We start from the raw sequence: 15,529 nt of genomic DNA on the forward strand, positions 1-15,529 counted from the left end.
AACGGGCGACGCGAGCCGGGCGAGCGTCGCCGAGCGCTCCCGAGCGTCCCCCTCACTCCCGCGCGGCGGAGACGGCGTCGAGGACCGCGCGCGCGTTCGCCCGGATCGCGTCGAAGTCGTCGGCGGCGATCGCCTCGCCGTCGACGATCCCGCTGCCGACGCCGACCGCGACCGCGCCCGCGTCGACGTAGTCGCCCGCGTTGTCCGCGTCCACGCCGCCGGTGGGGACGAGCGGGACCTGCGGGAGCGGGCCGCCGATCGCCGCGACGTGGTCCGGACCGCCGGTCTTCGCGGGGAACACCTTCACGAGGTCGGCGCCGGCCTCGAAGGCCGAGAGCGCCTCGGTCGGCGTGTACGCGCCGACCGCGATCGGCGTTCCGTAGCGGTTCGCCGTCCGGATCACGTCGCGGTTCGCGGTCGGCGTCACGAGGAACTCCGCGCCGGCGAGCTGCGCCGCGCGCGCGGTCTCCGCGTCCAGGACGGTCCCGGCGCCGACCAGCGCGTCGTCGACGCGGTCGGCGATCGCCTCGATCGACGCCGTCGCGTTCGGCGTGTCCGCCGTTACCTCGAGCGCCGTCACGCCGGCGTCGACGACGGCGTCCGCGACCGCCACGGCGTCGTCCCGCGCCACGCCGCGGAGGATCGCGATCACTCCGCCGTCCGTGATCCGGTCGAGTCGGTCGGTTCGCATGCGTTCCCCTGCTCGCCGCGGGGGCTTAAATCGGGGCGTGTCGCGGTCGCGTCGACGCCCGCGGCGCGGCCGCACACACCCGCTATTTAAGGGAGGGACGGGCAACTACGACCGTGGCGACGGACCGGTCCGCGTCGGACGCCGGCGGCGACCGACGGCGCGCGAGTCCCGCGACGGTCGGACCGGTTCGGAGTTACCGAACTCACCATGCACATCACCGACTACGAGCTGTTCGAGGTACCGCCTCGCTGGCTGTTTCTGAAGCTCACGACGAGCGACGGGAGGGTCGGCTGGGGAGAGCCGATCGTCGAGGGACGCTCCCACACGGTCGTCGCGGCCGTCGAGGAGCTGCTCGACGACTACCTCCTCGGCGAGGACCCGACGCGGATCGAAGACCATTGGCAGGCGATGTACCGCGGCGGCTTCTACCGCGGCGGCCCCGTGCTGATGAGCGCCATCGCCGGCGTCGACCAGGCGCTGTGGGACCTCAAGGGGAAGCAGTTCGGCGCGCCCGTCCACGAGCTGCTCGGCGGCCGGGCGCGCGACCGGGTCCGCGTCTATCAGTGGATCGGCGGGGACCGGCCGGCGGACGTGGGCGAGGCCGCCCGCGAGAAGGTCGACGCCGGCTTCTCGGCGCTGAAGATGAACGCGACTGCGGAGCTAGAGTCGATCGACTCCCCGGCCGCGGTGGCCGATTCGGCCGACCGGATCGCGGCCGTCCGGGAGGCGGTCGGCGACGAGGTCGACATCGGGGTCGACTTCCACGGCCGGGTGGCCAAGCCGATGGTTCGCCGGCTCGCCGCGGCGCTGGAGCCGTACGACCCGATGTTCATCGAGGAACCGGTGTTGCCCGAGAACAACGACGCGCTGCCGGCGATCCGGGCGTCGACGACGATCCCGATCGCGACCGGCGAGCGGATGTACTCGCGGTGGGACTTCAAGGAGATACTCGAGGCGGACGCGGTGGACCTGATCCAGCCGGACGTCTCCCACGCCGGCGGGATCTCCGAGCTGAAGAAGATCGCGTCGATGGCCGAGGCGTACGACGTGTCGGTCGCGCCGCACTGCCCGCTCGGCCCGATCGCGCTCGCCTCTTGCATCCAGGTCGACGCCTGCACGCCGAACGCGCTGATCCAGGAGCAGTCGCTCGACATCCACTACAACGAGACGAGCGACGTGTTGGACTACCTCGCGGACCCGTCGGTGTTCGAGTACCGCGACGGCTTCGTCGACGTCCCGGGCGGCGACGGGCTCGGTATCGAGATCGACGAGGAACACGTGCGCGAGCAGGCCGAGAAAGACGTCGACTGGCACAACCCCGTCTGGCGCCACGACGACGGCTCCGTCGCGGAGTGGTGATCCCGATGGAGACCGAATCGCGGCGAGCGGGGCGGACCGACGACCCGGCGACGCGAGAGGGACCGACGACCCGGCGACGCGAGAGGGACCGATGACCCGGCGACGCGAGTCACCGGGCGAAGGCGCGGTTCCCGGACGGTTCGCCGGCGAGACGGCGATCGTCACGGGGTCGACGCGCGGGATCGGCGCCGGAATCGCGGAGCGGCTGGCCGCCGAGGGGGCGAACGTCGTGGTCAGCGGGCGCTCCGAGGCGGCCGGCGAGGCCGTCGTCGACCGGATCGCGGAGTCGGGCGGTGACGCTGCCGACGGCGCACCGACGGGCGACGCGACGTTCGTCCGCGCCGACATGCGCGACCCGGACGACGTGGCCGCGCTGGCGGCGGCGGCCGCCGAGCGGTACGGCTCGGTCGACGTGCTCGTGAACAACGCCGGCGTCCAGACGGAGACGGCCGCCGACGAGGCGACGCTCGACGACTGGGCGTTCGTCGTCGAGACGGACTTCCGCGCGTACTGGCTCGCCGCGCGGGCCGCCCTCGAACACATGGACCGCGGGGCGATCGTGAACGTCTCGTCGAACCACGCGTACGCGACGATGCCGGCGCATTTCCCCTATAACGCCGTCAAGGCGGGTATCAACGGCATGACGCGGTCGCTCGCGGTAGACTTCGGTCCCCGCGTCCGGGTGAACACGGTCGTTCCCGGCTGGGTCGAAGTCGAGCGGACGCGAGACGAGCTGCCGGAGGGACGCCTCGAAGAAGTCGAATCGATCCACCCGACCGGCCGGATCGGCACGCCCGCCGACGTCGCCGGTGCCGTCTCCTTCCTCGCGAGCGAGGACGCCGCCTTCGTCACGGGGGCCGCGCTGCTCGTCGACGGCGGCCGCGGCGCGGTGATGCAGGACGACACGCTGCCGGACTACCGGGCGCGCGAGGACGCGGAGTAGGCGATCGTCGCGACACGGAGCAGGCGATCGTCGCGACACGGAGCGGGCGATCGTCGCGACACGAGGTGGAGCGGGCTGGTGCCACGACACGGAGCGGAGCGGGCTGGTGCCGCGACACGGGGGACGCGAGGATCCCCCGATCGACGGTCGACGGCGATCACCCCCTCTTATATTCGGGCGAGAGTAGCATCCGATATGAACCGGTTCGAGACCTGCGGCGGGGGGTGGCGTCGATGACCGACCTCGTCACGTTCGGCGAGACGATGCTGCGGCTGTCGCCGCCGCGCGGCGAGCGGCTGGAGACGACCCGCGAATTGACCGTCCAGGCCGGCGGCGCGGAGAGCAACGTCGCGGTCGGGGCCGCGCGGCTCGGCGCCGACACCCGTTGGCTCTCGAAGCTCCCCGACTCGCCGCTCGGCCGACGGATCGTGACCGAACTGCGGAGCCACGGCGTCCGGCCGGGCGTCGCGTGGGCGGACGCGGAGACGAGCCGAGTGGGGACGTACTACCTCGAGCACGGCGGCGAACCGCGTGGGACGAACGTCATCTACGACCGCGCCGACGCGGCGATCACGACCGTCGAGGCCGAGGAGCTTCCGACGGGGGCGGTCGAAGACGCGGAGTGGTTCCACACGACGGGGATCACGCCCGCCCTCTCGGCGGCCGCGGCGGAGACGACGGCCGCCCTGTTGGAGACCGCCGGCGAGGCGGGGACCGCGCGCTCGTTCGACCTGAACTACCGGGCGAAGCTCTGGGACACGGAGACGGCGCGGGCGGCGTACGAGGACCTGTTCGAGCGCGTCGATACCCTGTTCGTCCCGCGGCGCGACGCCCGCGAGGTGCTCGATCGCGAGGGCAACGCCGTCGAGATCGCACACGGGCTCGCCACGGAGTTCGGGTTCGACACGGTGGTCGTCACCCGCGGGCTGGAGGGGGCGGTCGCGCTCCACGACGGCTCGGTGTACGAGCAGGACGTGTACGAGGCGGAGACGTTCGACGCGATCGGCACCGGGGACGCGTTCGTCGCCGGCTTCGTCGCGGAGCGGCTTCGCGGCGGGGACCTCGCCGCGTCCCTCCGGTGGGGATCCGCGACGGCGGCGCTGAAACGCACCACCGACGGCGACCTCGCGGTGACGACTCGGGAAGAGGTCCGCGACGTCATCGACGGCGAGGGCGGGATCGACCGGTGAGCGAGGTGGCGGCGCTCGGGACGGACTGACTGAACCCCGGAGGCTGCGGTCCGACGCCCCCGCTTAGAGGTCGACGGGGGCGCCGTCGGCGGCGCTCTCGGCGAGCGCGTCGATGATCTCCATGTTCGCGATCGCCTCCTCGCCATCGGTCAGAGGGGCGGTCCCGTCGGCGACGCGCTCGGCGAAACGGTCGACTTGGAGCCGGTACTGGTCGACCGCCGGGAACGTCTCGACGCCGTGGCGCCCGTCGACCTCGTACTCCAGTTCCACCGGCTCGTCGGTCGGGGCGTCGAACGCGCGCTCGACCTCGACCCAGCCGTTCGTCGCGTCGACGCGGTACCGCTGAACCAGTTGCGTGTCGAAGCCGGACGCGACCCGCGCCGAGCGACCGTCGTCGTACGCTAACACGCCCGCGAGTTCGGTGTCGACCCCGGCGTCCCGGGTGTCGCCGGCGTGGGCGTACGCCTGGTCCGGCGTCCCGAGGACCGTCCGGGCCAGCGAGACGGGGTAACACCCGACGTCCATCAGCGACCCGCCGGCGAGTTCGGGGTCGAGTCGCACGTCGTTCGGGCGGTCGTACAGCGGGAAGCGGAAGGTGGCCGTCACCGTGCGGACGTCGTCGAGCTCGGTCGCCGCGAGCGCGACGGCGCGCTCGGTGCGGGGGTGGTACCGGTACATGAACGCCTCCATCAGCGTGACGCCACGTCGGTCGCAGTGGTCGACCACGTCACGCGCCTCGTCCGCGTCGGCGGCGAGCGGCTTCTCACAGAGCACGTCTAACCCGGCGTCTGCGGCGCGTTTCGTCCACTCGGCGTGGCGGCCGTTGGGGAGCGGGACGTACACCGCGTCGAGCGCGTCGTCGTCGAGGAGGGCCTCGTAGGAGCCATAGCTGCGGGGGATCGAGTTCTCGGCCGCGAACCGCTCCGCGCGGTCGGCGTCCCGCGACGCCACCGCGCCGACCGCGTGGTCGCTCGCGGCGATCGCCGGGATCACCGCTTTGCGGGCGATCCCCGCGGTGCCGAGGACGCCGAATTCGAGGCTCGTGGGTCCGGACTGTGAGGCGGGCATGGGCGGAGCGACGCGCCCCCTACGCAAGTCGGTTTGGGTCGGCTGGCTCGACGGTGACGATGACCGCGACCGCCTCGCCCGCCCGCTACCGGTCGGCTACTAGCTCCCGTATGCGGTCCGTCCCGGCGGCGACGCGGCCGCCGTGGAAGCAGAACGTCTGCGTCACGGCCCGGTCGGCGAGCGTCTCGACGCTCTCCCACGCGGTCTCGAGGTCCTGCGTCACCTCGGGCCGGGGCCCGACGAGCGCGCCGTCGACGACGTTGAGCGCGTCGGCGCTGACGAGCAGCTCCGCGTCGGGGAAGTGCGCCGACACGTGCCCCGGACTGTGGCCGGGCGTCGCGACCACCTCCATCGGCCCCGCGGCGGTCGCGAACGTTTCGCCCCCCGTCAGGCGGACGTCGACCGTCGTCGGGTCGATCGACAGCGGTCGCTCCGCGCTGGATTTGACGAGCTCCCTGTCGCCTTCCAGGTACGGCACTTCCGTCTCGTGCGCGAAGACCACGGCGTCGGTCCGGTCGACGACGGCCGCCAGACAGCCGGCGTGGTCCGGATCCTGATGCGTGACGAGGACGCCCCAGGCGTCATCGAGGCGCAACCCCTCGTCGTCGAGCGCGGCCTCGAGGACGTCCGCGGTGTCGGGGAGGCCGGCGTCGATCAGGAGGAGTCCCTGCGGCGTCTCGACGGCGGTCGCGTTGAACGTCGCCTCGCGGTCGTCCATCGATACCTGTAACGGGAGCCCGTGTACGCCCGGCGTCAGTTCCATACGAACAACACGCCGGCGAGCGTCTTGAAACAGACGGGGTCGGTCGGGGTGCCTCGCGGTGGTCGCCCCGGACACGCTACCGGAGAAACGCATTCGGGGCGGCCGTCGCCGCGAAGTCCAGTATCGCTCCTGGTCGAGGGATTCGCGGCGACGGCGACCGGCGACACGGGTTTCCCCGCTGAGCGTCTATCCCGAGCAATGGCACAACGGTCCCTGCTCGTTCGCGCGCTGTGGTTCGTCTTCGTCGGCTGGTGGGCGACGCCGATCGTCGTCAACGTCGCGTGGCTGCTCACGGTCACGGTCGTGCTGCTTCCCGTCGGTGTCAAGCTGATCAACCTCGTGCCGACGGTGCTCACGCTCGCGGAGCCGCGGTCGCTCTCGGACCCGGACTCGGCGCGAGGCCAGCGGTCGCTCGTCGTGCGTGGGATCTACTTCGTCCTCGTCGGTTGGTGGCTGAGCCTGCTGTGGGCGAACGTCGCGTCGGCGCTCGCGGTCACGGTCGTGGGCCTGCCGGTGGCGATCTGGATGCTCAACCGGCTCCCGTACGTCACGTCGCTGTACCGGTTTCACGGGTAGTCCCGTCAGGCGGGCGAAGCGGACGGGGCGGGCTCAGTTGACCTCGACGATTTCGACGTCGAACGTCAGCGTCTCACCGGCGAGCGGCGGGTTGAAGTCCGCTCGAATCACGTCCTCGTCCGCGTGGACGATCTCGCCCTGGCTGCCGTCCTGGGCCTCGAGGTACGCGCCCTCCTCGGGCAGCTGGCCGCCGAGCATCTCCCGGAGCTCGTCGGTGTCGAACTCCTCGACGTTCTCGTCGCTGGGCTGTCCGTAGGCCTTCTCCGGCGGGATCGTCAGCGTGTCCGTCTCGCCGGCCGCCAGCCCGAGGAGTCCCTCCTCCATCCCCTCGATGACCTGACCGCCGCCGACCTCGACCGTCAACGGCGTGTACTCGCGGTCGGGCTGGGCCTCGGCGAGGCCCGCTTCCTCGGCGACTGACTCCTTGGAGGTGTCGAACACGGTCCCATCGTCCAGTTTGCCGGTGTACTCGAGCGTCACCGAATCGCCAGTAGTTATCGACATACGGACACAAGGAGTGCCATACGGAAAGCCTGTGTCATCTGCGGACATCGGTCGCGCCGTGAGAACCGACGGCCGACGGCGTCACCTGGACGCCGGGAGCTCTTCGACCACCGCGACGTCGTGTCCAGCGGCATAGCCGTTCAGCTTGGCGGCGATGGGTGACTCCCGCAACGCCTCGTCGTCGTATCCCGCCGCGTCGAACGCGTCGATAAGCGAGGAGACGGACCGCAGCTTGTACTTCTGGTGGTAGTCTTCGGCCGGGGAGAACCGCGAGAGCTGCTCGATCCGTGTGCCGATCCCGTCGGCAGTGAGCCCTCGTGACGAGAGAAACTCGTCGAGGGTCGCCTGCTGGGCCGCCGTCGCCGTGAGGACGACGTTTTGGTACTGCGTGTTTCCGGTCTGGTGGTTGGGGTTGTGGGATTCGAAGACCCGTGTCAGCAGGTCTCGGTAGGTGATCGTGTCGGGATCGAACTCGACTTGGAACACTTCGGTGTGGTTCCCTAACGAGTGGTACGTCGGGTCGCGCGAGGTCCCGCCGGCGTAGCCCACGCGGGTGCGGACCACGCCGTCGACGGCGCCGAACTGGGCGTCCGGCCCCCAGAAGCAGCCGAGGCCAAATGTTGCTGTCTCAGTGGTGTCGCTGTCTATCGCACGTCGGTCATACTCTCTGATCTGTTGTCCTGTGAGTTCCATGGGGGTTACTTTCCTGTAGAGCCGTCGCAGGGCGGTTCGTGGATCGACCCGCATCTACGCGCAGTCGGGCTCGCAGACGTATATGTCGTGTGTTAGCGTGTCTCGGTTCTGGACGGAACGAGGTCGCCTTCCGGTCGCCGTCAGTCGAGTCCGAGCGCGGCCGCGAGCGCCGCCGTCGCGCCCTCGTGGATGCTCGTGCCGTGGCCGACGAGGAGGTGGCCGGGATCCCACTCCGCCAGTCCCTGTGGCGACTCCTCGACTGCGGGGTGAACCCCGAGCGCGTCGCCGTCGTCCCGGAACGCCGGGAGCGTCCCGAGCGTCTCGGGGACGAGCAGCGTCGAGCGGTCGTCGTTCCACAGGACGGCCTCTTCCCAGTCGTCGTCCAGTCGGAGCTCGTGAACCTCGTACGCGGACCCGGCGAGCGCCGAGCCGGTCGGTTCCGCGTCCGCGTCGAGCTTCTCGCGGGTGAGCGACATTCCCTCCGGCACGGACACGGCGACGTCGTGTCGACGCGCCACCGCCGCGGCGTCGCGCGTGTGTCGGTCCTGAAGGACGACGACGCCGGCGACGTCTCCCGCCTCGCGGAGGTGCGCGTCGAGTCCGTCGACGTCGACCGGGTCGACGAGCCAGACGCCGGCGCCCGTCGTCAGTGCGTGGCTCGCGCGGCGCGCGTCCTCGTCGGGATACGCGATCCAACTGAATCCACCCTCCCACTCGGTCGTCTCGACAGGCGTCGCGTCGGCGGCGGTATCGGAATCAGCCATACCACCCATTGCCGGGCCAGAAGCTTACGTCTGTGCCCCAAGTGGAGTTCGGGTTCCCGAGTTGGCAGTCGGCGCTTGCGTCGGGGCGACGGACAGGGCCGGAGAATCCGCTCTCGGTCGCGTTGAGAGTAGAACCGAGACCGTCAGAGCGTATCTCAAGCCGTCGGCTACACGCAGCCGGCGCTGGGAGAACCGGCGCGGTTCGACGGGTCTTTCGCCGTCGGCGGCGACCTCCGCGTGAATGAGTCGCTCCCGGACGGCCGGCCGCTTTCTGTTGCTGTGCGCAGTGTGGGGGACGGCGTTCATGGCGACGGACGTCGGCCTCGCGGACCTCCCCGCGGTCCCGTTCGCCGCCGTGCGCTTCGACGTCGCTGCCGTGCTGCTGTTCGCCGCCGTGCTCGTCGCCGGCGTGGACATCCGCCCCCGGACGCGGGACGACTACGTCTACGTGCTCGTCGGCGGGGCCCTCATCATCGGCGCCCATCACGCGTTCCTGTTCGCCGGCCAGCGGTACGTCACGGGCGGGGTCGCCGCGGTGCTGTTGGGCCTCGTCCCCGTGGTGACCCCGGCGCTCACGCGGCTCGTCTCGACCGACGAGGAGTTCACCGCCGCCACCGCGCTCGGCGTCGCGCTCGGGTTCGTCGGCGTCGTGGTTATCGCCGATCCCGACCCGACGAACCTCGCGGACAGCGTCCTCGGCGTCGCGCTCGTGCTCGCCTCCGCGCTCGCGTTCGCCGTCGCCGCGGTCGTTACCCACAGCCGATCGCCGTCGATGCCGTTCCTCTCGACACAGGCCTGGATGATGGCCGTCGGCGCGGTCGTCCTCCACGCCGCCGTGATCGCGCTCCCCGGGCAGTCGTTCGCGACCGCCACGTGGACGCCGTCCGCGCTCGCCGCCGTCGCGTACCTCTCCGCGGTCGCCGGCGCCGGCGGCTTCCTCCTGTACTTCACGCTGCTGGACGACCTCGGGCCGATCGAGATGAGCTTCATCGAGTACGTGATTCCAGTGTTCGCGGCGCTCGCAGGCTGGCTCGTGCTCGGGCAGGAAGTGACCCCCGCGACCGTCGCCGGCTTCGTGTTCATCCTCGCGGGGTTCGTCGCCGCGAAGTGGCGGGTGCTCCGTGGGACGTAGCGGCGCATGGAATACCCCCCGTCAGCGGGGTCTGCTCCGCGACGCGACGATCGACGAGGCGGTGCGCCACGGGTCGGTCTCACAGCCGAAGAACGCGACCGGGCTCACCGACGAAGACGCGCTCGTCGTCGGCGAGTGTATGTATCGGGAGTCGCCGCTCGAACACAGCGCGTTGGCCTCGCTGGAGACGCACGTCGAGGAACTCCGGTGGGAGCCGTCGGGCGGTGGCACGCGGACCGTCCAATGCGCGCTGTTCTCTCGGAGGGGACTCACGGACAGCATCCGCGAGGCTGCCGCCGAGCGCGATGATTTCGGTCTCTACACGATCGGCGACGTCATCGCCGCGCTCGGAGAGCGAACGACTGAAGCGCGGCAAAAAGCAGGATGGCGAAGGATTACCGATCTCGCCGCTCAGCGAGCGTGTCCTCCAACTCCGTCGCTGCGCGCTCGAAGTGCTCGCTGAGCAACGGCGTTCCGGATGTCGTCCGGTCCTCGAGAAACGCGACGGCGTCGGCGGCCTCCTCAGCGTCGGGATCGCCGGCCGCCACGCAGTCGACGTACCCGTCAAGTGCTCGCGTGAACCGCTGCGAGAAGTGGTCGTACGCCCCGTCGACGCGCTCCATATTCTCGTCGAGCGATTCGACGAGGGCGCGATACACCGCTGCCGCCGACGCGTATCGCCCCTGATCGCGATACTCGCCCGCGAGATCGAACCACTCCGAGAAGTCGATCGGCTCGAAGACGACGAAGTAGTCGGGGTTCGTCTCCTCGAACTCTCGGTCGATCGCAGCGCGCAGATCCTCGACCGATCGCGTCGGTGACTCACCGAAGCGGGCGAAGAAGCGTTCGCGGACGGCAGCGTCGGTCGCCAGTGTGTCCCGGAGGAACCCCCGCAGGTCGTCGGCGTCGGCAGCCTCGAGTGCGGCGTCGAGCCGATCGCCCTCGTCCGGAGGGCAGTCGTCCGCGCATCGAAGCAACACGGCGACGACGTGCTTACACGCCTCCGGTCCGGTATACGGGCAGTCGCACCACGGGTCGAAGCCGTTGACCGCGAGGTCGACACGCACGTCGTACTGACGGCTGCCGCTCACGACGGCGGTTACAGTAGTGTCAATGCGATGGATATCGAGGATACGGTCCTCAGCGAGGTACCTCTCCCCGCGTTCGAAAACCGCGTCAGTACAGATCTCCCGAACTGCCCCCTCCGTCAGGTCCATGGGTGTGAGCAGTGTTCCGCCGCGATCCTGAAAAGTCGACACATGAGCCGCACTTTCGTTCAAAATCGTAACGCTCCCCCTCTGAAAGAAGCCACTACCCCGTCGCAGTCATTCGATAAGAACGAGACTGGCGCGACGGGCGCTGGTTCGACCGTCGAACGACGAGACCTTTCAGGCGTGAGACGGTCGAGATTGGCGTCCTGAAAAAAGAGATTTCTGACATCACTCTCCCGTCTCATCATAGCAACAGCTACACTGGTGTAGTATCGAGATTGGAGCGAATGACCGACTCGTTGTGGTACCCGTCCGTCGAGGATGTCGTCGCCATCCACGACGACATCGTCGCGGAGTATCCCGACACTCCCCCCGGTGTTCGGAACCCCGGTGACGTCGAGTTCGCGTTGAACTACGTCGAGGAGGGCAGTTTCGGTTCCGCACCGGACACCATCCACGAGAAGGCGTATCACCTCCTCCGGCTCCTCGTCGCCAATCACCCCTCGGTCGATGCGAACAAACGAACCGCGCTCAACGCGACGGTCGTCTTCTACTTCCTCAACGGGTGTCGGTTCGAGTACGACGACGAAGTGCGGGCGATTCTGAAGGCGTTCGGAACCGACGAAGCGGCGATGGATGAGGAGGGAACCACCGAGTATCTCCGATCCCGTACCGAAGACCTGGATCTGGCCGGTGAGATCGACGAACGGCGAGACGAACTCGTCAACTACGGGCTAGATCGGTTGACCGGCGATTCTTCGGACCCGACGATTAACGGCGCTCGAAGCGTCCGTTCAGGTATGACCACCGAGGGAGGGGCGGAAACAGCGTCTCCGCTCGACGAGGTGATGGAGGATATCCGGCGGGAACTGGTTCGACGGGTCGCAGCCGGCGACCGGGATTCGAACCGGGACATCTACGACGCTCTCGAAGACGAGTAGCCGACGCTGTTACGAGTTCACAGTTCTACGCTGTTGTGATTTCAGCAATACCTTGAAAACTGGTGACGAGGGGTCTTGGTGCGCCGAGGCTCAAACGATGCGGGAGGCGCCAGTCAGAGGAGCCGCTCCCGGACCCTAGTCGTTTCGTGCTTGCCGCTTGATGAACATATCAAACAGGGGTGTGTGTTTGACGATGCTGTTGCGGAGACGTCGGAGAGAGTCCGATTCGAGGAACGTGATCGCGGCCTCAACGCGTGCCATACGCTGAACGCGTGTTACAGCCGCCCGCCGCCGAGATTCGAAGTTAGCGAAGGCGTCGGACGGCCGATCGGAGCGAGACGTAGCGAGTTCCTGGGCGAGAACACGCGCGTCTTGGAGTGCGAGCGACGCACCCATCCCCGAAATCGGATGGACTGCGTGCGCGGCGTCACCGATCAAGGCAATGCGGTCGGTGTGCCAGTGCTCACACGTCACGTCGCGGATGCGGTCGAAAAACGGCTCGTCGTCGGTGCCGTCGAGAAGCGCTGGCAACTGCCAGCCGATGGCCTCGGCCTGTCTCCGTAGCGCCGCACGGCCGGGGGGTTCTGGTGGACTGTCGAGGCGGGCGGCGAGGTTGAACCCGACGCGGTCGCCGACCCGAGCGACAAACCCCTCACTCCCCGGCCCCCAGACACTGACCATATCCTGCCCCACGTCCGCGTCCTGTTCGGCCCACAGCGACCACACGTACGTATCGGACTCGCGTTTCCTCCAGTCGTCAAAGCACTGACTGCGCACAGCCGAATGAACCCCATCAGCACCGATGATGAAGTCGAATTCGTCAGTCGTCCCGTCGTCGAAGGTGACGGTCACACCGTCGGCGTGCTCGGTGATATCCTCGGGCGCTGTCCCCATGCGAATCCAGTCCGACGGAACGTTCTCCCGGAGCACGGCATGGAGGTCAGCGCGATGGATGACCAGGAGCAGTATCTGCGCAGGGGGAAGCGACGCGCGTGCGAGGAGTTCGCCACCCCCCGCACGAACCGCAAATCCACGGGGATCGGCGGCTCGGCCACGGGCGGCATCGAGGAGCCCGAGTTCGTCGAGGACCGTGAGGCCGTCCTCCCACAGCCCGATTCCGTATCCCGCGTCTCACCACTCGGGTACTCGCTCGATAATCGTTGGTTCGACGCCTTGGCGCTGGAGGTATCCCGCCAGGCTCAGCCCGGCGAGGCCACCGCCGACAATCAGGACGTCAGTGTTCGGGTGGTGTGTCATCAACCCAATTAGACCGCATTGTGGTTTTCAGTCATACCCTGCGGTAAAGCGATGACTCGTTCGCGGCTCCGATTACCGGACGGATCTCGGTGGAGATAGTTATTCATTACGTGCGAGTGATTGTATTCCGAAGCGAGCGGTGGTTAGCGCCACTACCGAGAGGTAAACGACGAGCAGAGTAAGTTGGCGAAGTGAGACAGAGGAGAGATACTACTCTAGATTGACGTGTTCCGTGAAATCATGGGTCAATACGCACACGTGACCGTAACCGATCTATCGCGTGTCTTCACCGCTTAGCGTGCTGCGTTTCCAGAGGGCCATAGAACCATTCTGCTCCGTTCTATCTGTCGGGGAGAACGATACGGGCGCGACGAGAGTTGAGTCCCGTGATTATCCCGCTGTAATCGGCTTGAATTTGCGTGACGCTCAGTGTTGTATAATCCGCCATCGGTGGTCTGCCTTCTCGCGCTCCGAAGCGCGGTCGTAGTGCTTGTCGAGAACGTCCTCGCTCGCGTTGAGCTGGTCCGAAACGACGCCCCGAGGGACGCCGTCGTTCCGATACTTCGTCACCCGCGCCTTACGGGCGTCGTGGGGCGACCGACCCGGACCCGGCCGGCGTTCGGGTTCTCGGCGGCGTACTCGCGGACGCGACGGTAATCGAGGACCTTCTCCCACGGGTCCGGATACACGCGATCGCTGTAAGTCCGGGAGAGAGATGTAGCCGTGGGTTCCATGACTACTGTAATTACGTCAACGGATTTGATTCCACCTGTCCAATTTTCTCCGCTGATATTCATGCCATTAAGTACATAAGGCAGTCCCGCTTCCTTACAAGTAACCAGCAACCGATCTGAACGAGGGCAGAGTTGTCTCGTGCGCCGATAACGGCGCCCGGGTCTCCGAGATCTCGTTCGTCGGTGGCCGCTGGGTTCAAACTATGAAACCAAGCAACCAATCCAACGCGGACGACAGGGCAGTAAGTCCCGTCATCGGCGTCATCCTCATGGTCGCGATTACTGTCATCCTGGCGGCCGTTATCGGGACGTTCGTTCTCGGACTCGGCGATCAGTTAGGAGACACCGCGCCGCAGGCCAGTTTTGATATCGATAGCTCAAACGAGACAGCGGTTAACATCACCAAAACTGGTGGTCAGGCGATTCCGATCGATGACCTCGTTATTTCCATCGATGGATCGAGGTACGATGATGCCAACACAAGTATTTCAGGTGATTGGCAAACGGGGGTAACGGTGACCTACAGCGAAAACACCGCGTTCCCGGATAACACGGATGCGACGGTCCAGCTCATCCACGATCCGAGTGGGAACGTGATCTTTGAGGGGACGGCAGACCTCTCAGCCTAATCGGAACGCCGCTATCTCCATCGGCTTTCTATTTCTGTTCTGCATCGCAGCCCGAGCACGTCAGTGTTGAACTGCTGGACTGTAACTGGATCCAACTCTTCACGAGCTCTGTGGAAGTTTTCTTTTGATTGAATCCGGTGAGCGAGCGCAGCGTCAATTACCACATTCATCGGTGGGCCATCATCCGGACCGCTCGCCACAGTCTCGCTCGCCTTTTCGAGGTGCCGTCCGAGCTCGTCGGTGATCTTGAGACTGGTTCGTCGGCTCATGTATATCACATCGTGTGTGCCGGGGTCCCGATCCCGTCGTTCTGGAGTAACTGAACCGGCACGTGTTGAAGTGATACCCACGGATCGACCACAATCGCCGTGGCCGCCACCCACAACACAAGCGATTTCTATGTACCTCGCGCACCGATCAGGCCGAGCGAAGTACGTAGATCGCGGATCGCGAATACATCCACGTCGGACCCCACGGGGTCGCGTCGAGAACCCCCTTTCCACGAGGTTTCACGCTCGCCCCACGAGTTCCAACAGCGTCGGCACTTCGCCGTCCTCGGGGAAGCGCACCAGGCGCGCGCTCGCCGACGCGCTGCGTGTTCGCGTCGGCTTCCTTGATCGAGCCGTCGTCGGCGACTAGTCCGTCGAGTTCGAGGTGCTGCTTGTCGATCGTCACGGTTCCGCTGCCGTCGCGGTCGACGAGACTTTTGAATCCCATCGACCCTCGCGGGGGCCTCGTCCGGCTCGACCCGGAGGCCCATCATCCGGAGATCACCCCGGAGTTGGTGGGGTCGATCGTGCGACGCGAAGGGGTCGCGATCGGTACCGTATTCAACCCGATTTTAGGACCGGGTTCAGGGGAAACGGATTCGGTCAATTCCGATGCGTAGCGAGTCGCGACGGTGAAGTACCTCGGGGACAAGCCCCGAGGCTTCACCGTTTTGTCCATACCGTCCAGAAACGGACGGATAGACGCAGGCGAATTTAATTCCCCTCGACCTTCCCGGAATGGGTCGGCTGTGCTCTGTTGAATCCGCAGAAGGCGGCGGAATAGCGTCGCTCTGAAGGTGGAAGC

Annotated in this window: 16 protein-coding genes and 3 pseudogenes; 8 read left to right on the top strand and 11 right to left on the bottom strand. The window is 67.3% G+C overall.

What is annotated here, in order from left to right:
- Nucleotides 1-52: 52 nt before the first annotated feature.
- Nucleotides 53-691 (bottom strand): bifunctional 4-hydroxy-2-oxoglutarate aldolase/2-dehydro-3-deoxy-phosphogluconate aldolase, encoded by a 639-nt coding sequence (locus EXE45_RS07495; RefSeq protein ID WP_092919609.1) that lies wholly within the window; start codon nt 689-691, stop codon nt 53-55.
- A 207-nt stretch (nt 692-898) separates the two neighbouring features.
- Between EXE45_RS07495 and dgoD the strand changes: the two genes are divergently transcribed.
- From dgoD to kdgK1, 3 genes are all read left to right on the top strand, one after another.
- Nucleotides 899-2,050, top strand: coding sequence for a galactonate dehydratase (gene dgoD, locus EXE45_RS07500; RefSeq protein ID WP_092919607.1), 1,152 nt, complete (start codon nt 899-901; stop codon nt 2,048-2,050).
- A 91-nt stretch (nt 2,051-2,141) separates the two neighbouring features.
- Nucleotides 2,142-2,993 carry an SDR family NAD(P)-dependent oxidoreductase gene (locus tag EXE45_RS07505; RefSeq protein ID WP_092919605.1) on the top strand — a complete coding sequence of 284 codons (852 nt, stop codon included), beginning with the start codon at nt 2,142-2,144 and terminating at the stop codon, nt 2,991-2,993.
- A gap of 233 nt (nt 2,994-3,226) precedes the next feature.
- Nucleotides 3,227-4,183, top strand: coding sequence for a bifunctional 2-dehydro-3-deoxygluconokinase/2-dehydro-3-deoxygalactonokinase (gene kdgK1 / locus EXE45_RS07510; protein WP_137693960.1), 957 nt, complete (start codon nt 3,227-3,229; stop codon nt 4,181-4,183).
- Between the two features lie 63 nt (nt 4,184-4,246).
- Here the strand turns inward: kdgK1 and EXE45_RS07515 are convergent, their stop codons facing one another.
- A complete protein-coding gene (locus EXE45_RS07515; protein ID WP_137693961.1) occupies nt 4,247-5,251 on the bottom strand; it encodes a Gfo/Idh/MocA family protein in 1,005 nt (334 codons plus the stop codon).
- An 85-nt stretch (nt 5,252-5,336) separates the two neighbouring features.
- Nucleotides 5,337-6,014, bottom strand: coding sequence for an MBL fold metallo-hydrolase (locus EXE45_RS07520; RefSeq protein WP_137693962.1), 678 nt, complete (start codon nt 6,012-6,014; stop codon nt 5,337-5,339).
- Between the two features lie 198 nt (nt 6,015-6,212).
- Here EXE45_RS07520 and EXE45_RS07525 point away from each other — a divergent pair, with 198 nt between their 5' ends.
- On the top strand, nt 6,213-6,590 hold the full coding sequence (locus EXE45_RS07525; RefSeq protein WP_092919599.1) for a YccF domain-containing protein: 378 nt from the start codon (nt 6,213-6,215) through the stop codon (nt 6,588-6,590).
- Nucleotides 6,591-6,623: 33 nt separating this feature from the next.
- On the opposite strand, the gene EXE45_RS07530 is transcribed toward EXE45_RS07525, so the two are convergent.
- The 3 genes from EXE45_RS07530 to EXE45_RS07540 all read right to left on the bottom strand — a co-directional run bounded on the left by EXE45_RS07530 (nt 6,624) and on the right by EXE45_RS07540 (nt 8,551).
- Complete coding sequence (locus EXE45_RS07530) at nt 6,624-7,094, bottom strand: peptidylprolyl isomerase (RefSeq protein ID WP_137693963.1); 471 nt, start codon at nt 7,092-7,094, stop codon at nt 6,624-6,626.
- A gap of 81 nt (nt 7,095-7,175) precedes the next feature.
- Nucleotides 7,176-7,787, bottom strand: a complete 612-nt coding sequence (locus EXE45_RS07535; RefSeq protein WP_092920469.1) for a peptide-methionine (S)-S-oxide reductase — start codon at nt 7,785-7,787, stop codon at nt 7,176-7,178.
- 140 nt (nt 7,788-7,927) lie between these two features.
- Nucleotides 7,928-8,551, bottom strand: a complete 624-nt coding sequence (locus tag EXE45_RS07540) for a hypothetical protein (RefSeq protein ID WP_092919595.1) — start codon at nt 8,549-8,551, stop codon at nt 7,928-7,930.
- Between the two features lie 241 nt (nt 8,552-8,792).
- Here EXE45_RS07540 and EXE45_RS07545 point away from each other — a divergent pair, with 241 nt between their 5' ends.
- Both EXE45_RS07545 and EXE45_RS21255 read left to right on the top strand, forming a co-directional pair.
- Nucleotides 8,793-9,683, top strand: coding sequence for a DMT family transporter (locus EXE45_RS07545; RefSeq protein WP_092919593.1), 891 nt, complete (start codon nt 8,793-8,795; stop codon nt 9,681-9,683).
- On the top strand, nt 9,673-10,146 hold the full coding sequence (locus tag EXE45_RS21255) for a hypothetical protein (RefSeq protein ID WP_241989435.1): 474 nt from the start codon (nt 9,673-9,675) through the stop codon (nt 10,144-10,146). Before EXE45_RS07545 ends, EXE45_RS21255 begins: the two co-directional genes overlap by 11 nt.
- On the opposite strand, the gene EXE45_RS07555 is transcribed toward EXE45_RS21255, so the two are convergent.
- Nucleotides 10,079-10,900, bottom strand: coding sequence for an SWIM zinc finger domain-containing protein (locus EXE45_RS07555; protein ID WP_092919591.1), 822 nt, complete (start codon nt 10,898-10,900; stop codon nt 10,079-10,081). The two genes, EXE45_RS21255 and EXE45_RS07555, sit on opposite strands and share 68 nt — an antisense overlap.
- A gap of 281 nt (nt 10,901-11,181) precedes the next feature.
- On the opposite strand from EXE45_RS07555, the pseudogene EXE45_RS21810 reads away from it, so the two are divergent.
- Nucleotides 11,182-11,547 (top strand): annotated as a pseudogene (locus EXE45_RS21810) (type II toxin-antitoxin system death-on-curing family toxin); the annotation flags it as partial.
- A gap of 423 nt (nt 11,548-11,970) precedes the next feature.
- Here EXE45_RS21810 and EXE45_RS07565 read toward each other — a convergent pair.
- The 3 genes and pseudogenes from EXE45_RS07565 to EXE45_RS19605 form a co-directional block, all read right to left on the bottom strand.
- Nucleotides 11,971-13,092 (bottom strand): annotated as a pseudogene (locus tag EXE45_RS07565) (FAD-dependent oxidoreductase).
- Between the two features lie 426 nt (nt 13,093-13,518).
- Nucleotides 13,519-13,692: pseudogene (locus EXE45_RS21815) on the bottom strand (site-specific integrase); the annotation flags it as partial.
- Nucleotides 13,659-13,826 (bottom strand): hypothetical protein, encoded by a 168-nt coding sequence (locus tag EXE45_RS19605; RefSeq protein ID WP_158293700.1) that lies wholly within the window; start codon nt 13,824-13,826, stop codon nt 13,659-13,661. The gene EXE45_RS19605 and the pseudogene EXE45_RS21815, both read right to left, overlap by 34 nt.
- Nucleotides 13,827-14,029: 203 nt before the next feature.
- On the opposite strand from EXE45_RS19605, the gene EXE45_RS07580 reads away from it, so the two are divergent.
- A complete protein-coding gene (locus EXE45_RS07580) occupies nt 14,030-14,455 on the top strand; it encodes a type IV pilin (RefSeq protein WP_137693965.1) in 426 nt (141 codons plus the stop codon).
- Nucleotides 14,456-14,872: 417 nt separating this feature from the next.
- Here the strand turns inward: EXE45_RS07580 and EXE45_RS07590 are convergent, their stop codons facing one another.
- Nucleotides 14,873-15,172, bottom strand: coding sequence for a hypothetical protein (locus EXE45_RS07590; protein WP_241989436.1), 300 nt, complete (start codon nt 15,170-15,172; stop codon nt 14,873-14,875).
- Nucleotides 15,173-15,529 lie beyond the last annotated feature (357 nt).

It is taken from the genome of Halorubrum sp. SP9 (assembly GCF_005435015.1).
In the GTDB taxonomy this organism is placed as follows: domain Archaea; phylum Halobacteriota; class Halobacteria; order Halobacteriales; family Haloferacaceae; genus Halorubrum; species Halorubrum sodomense.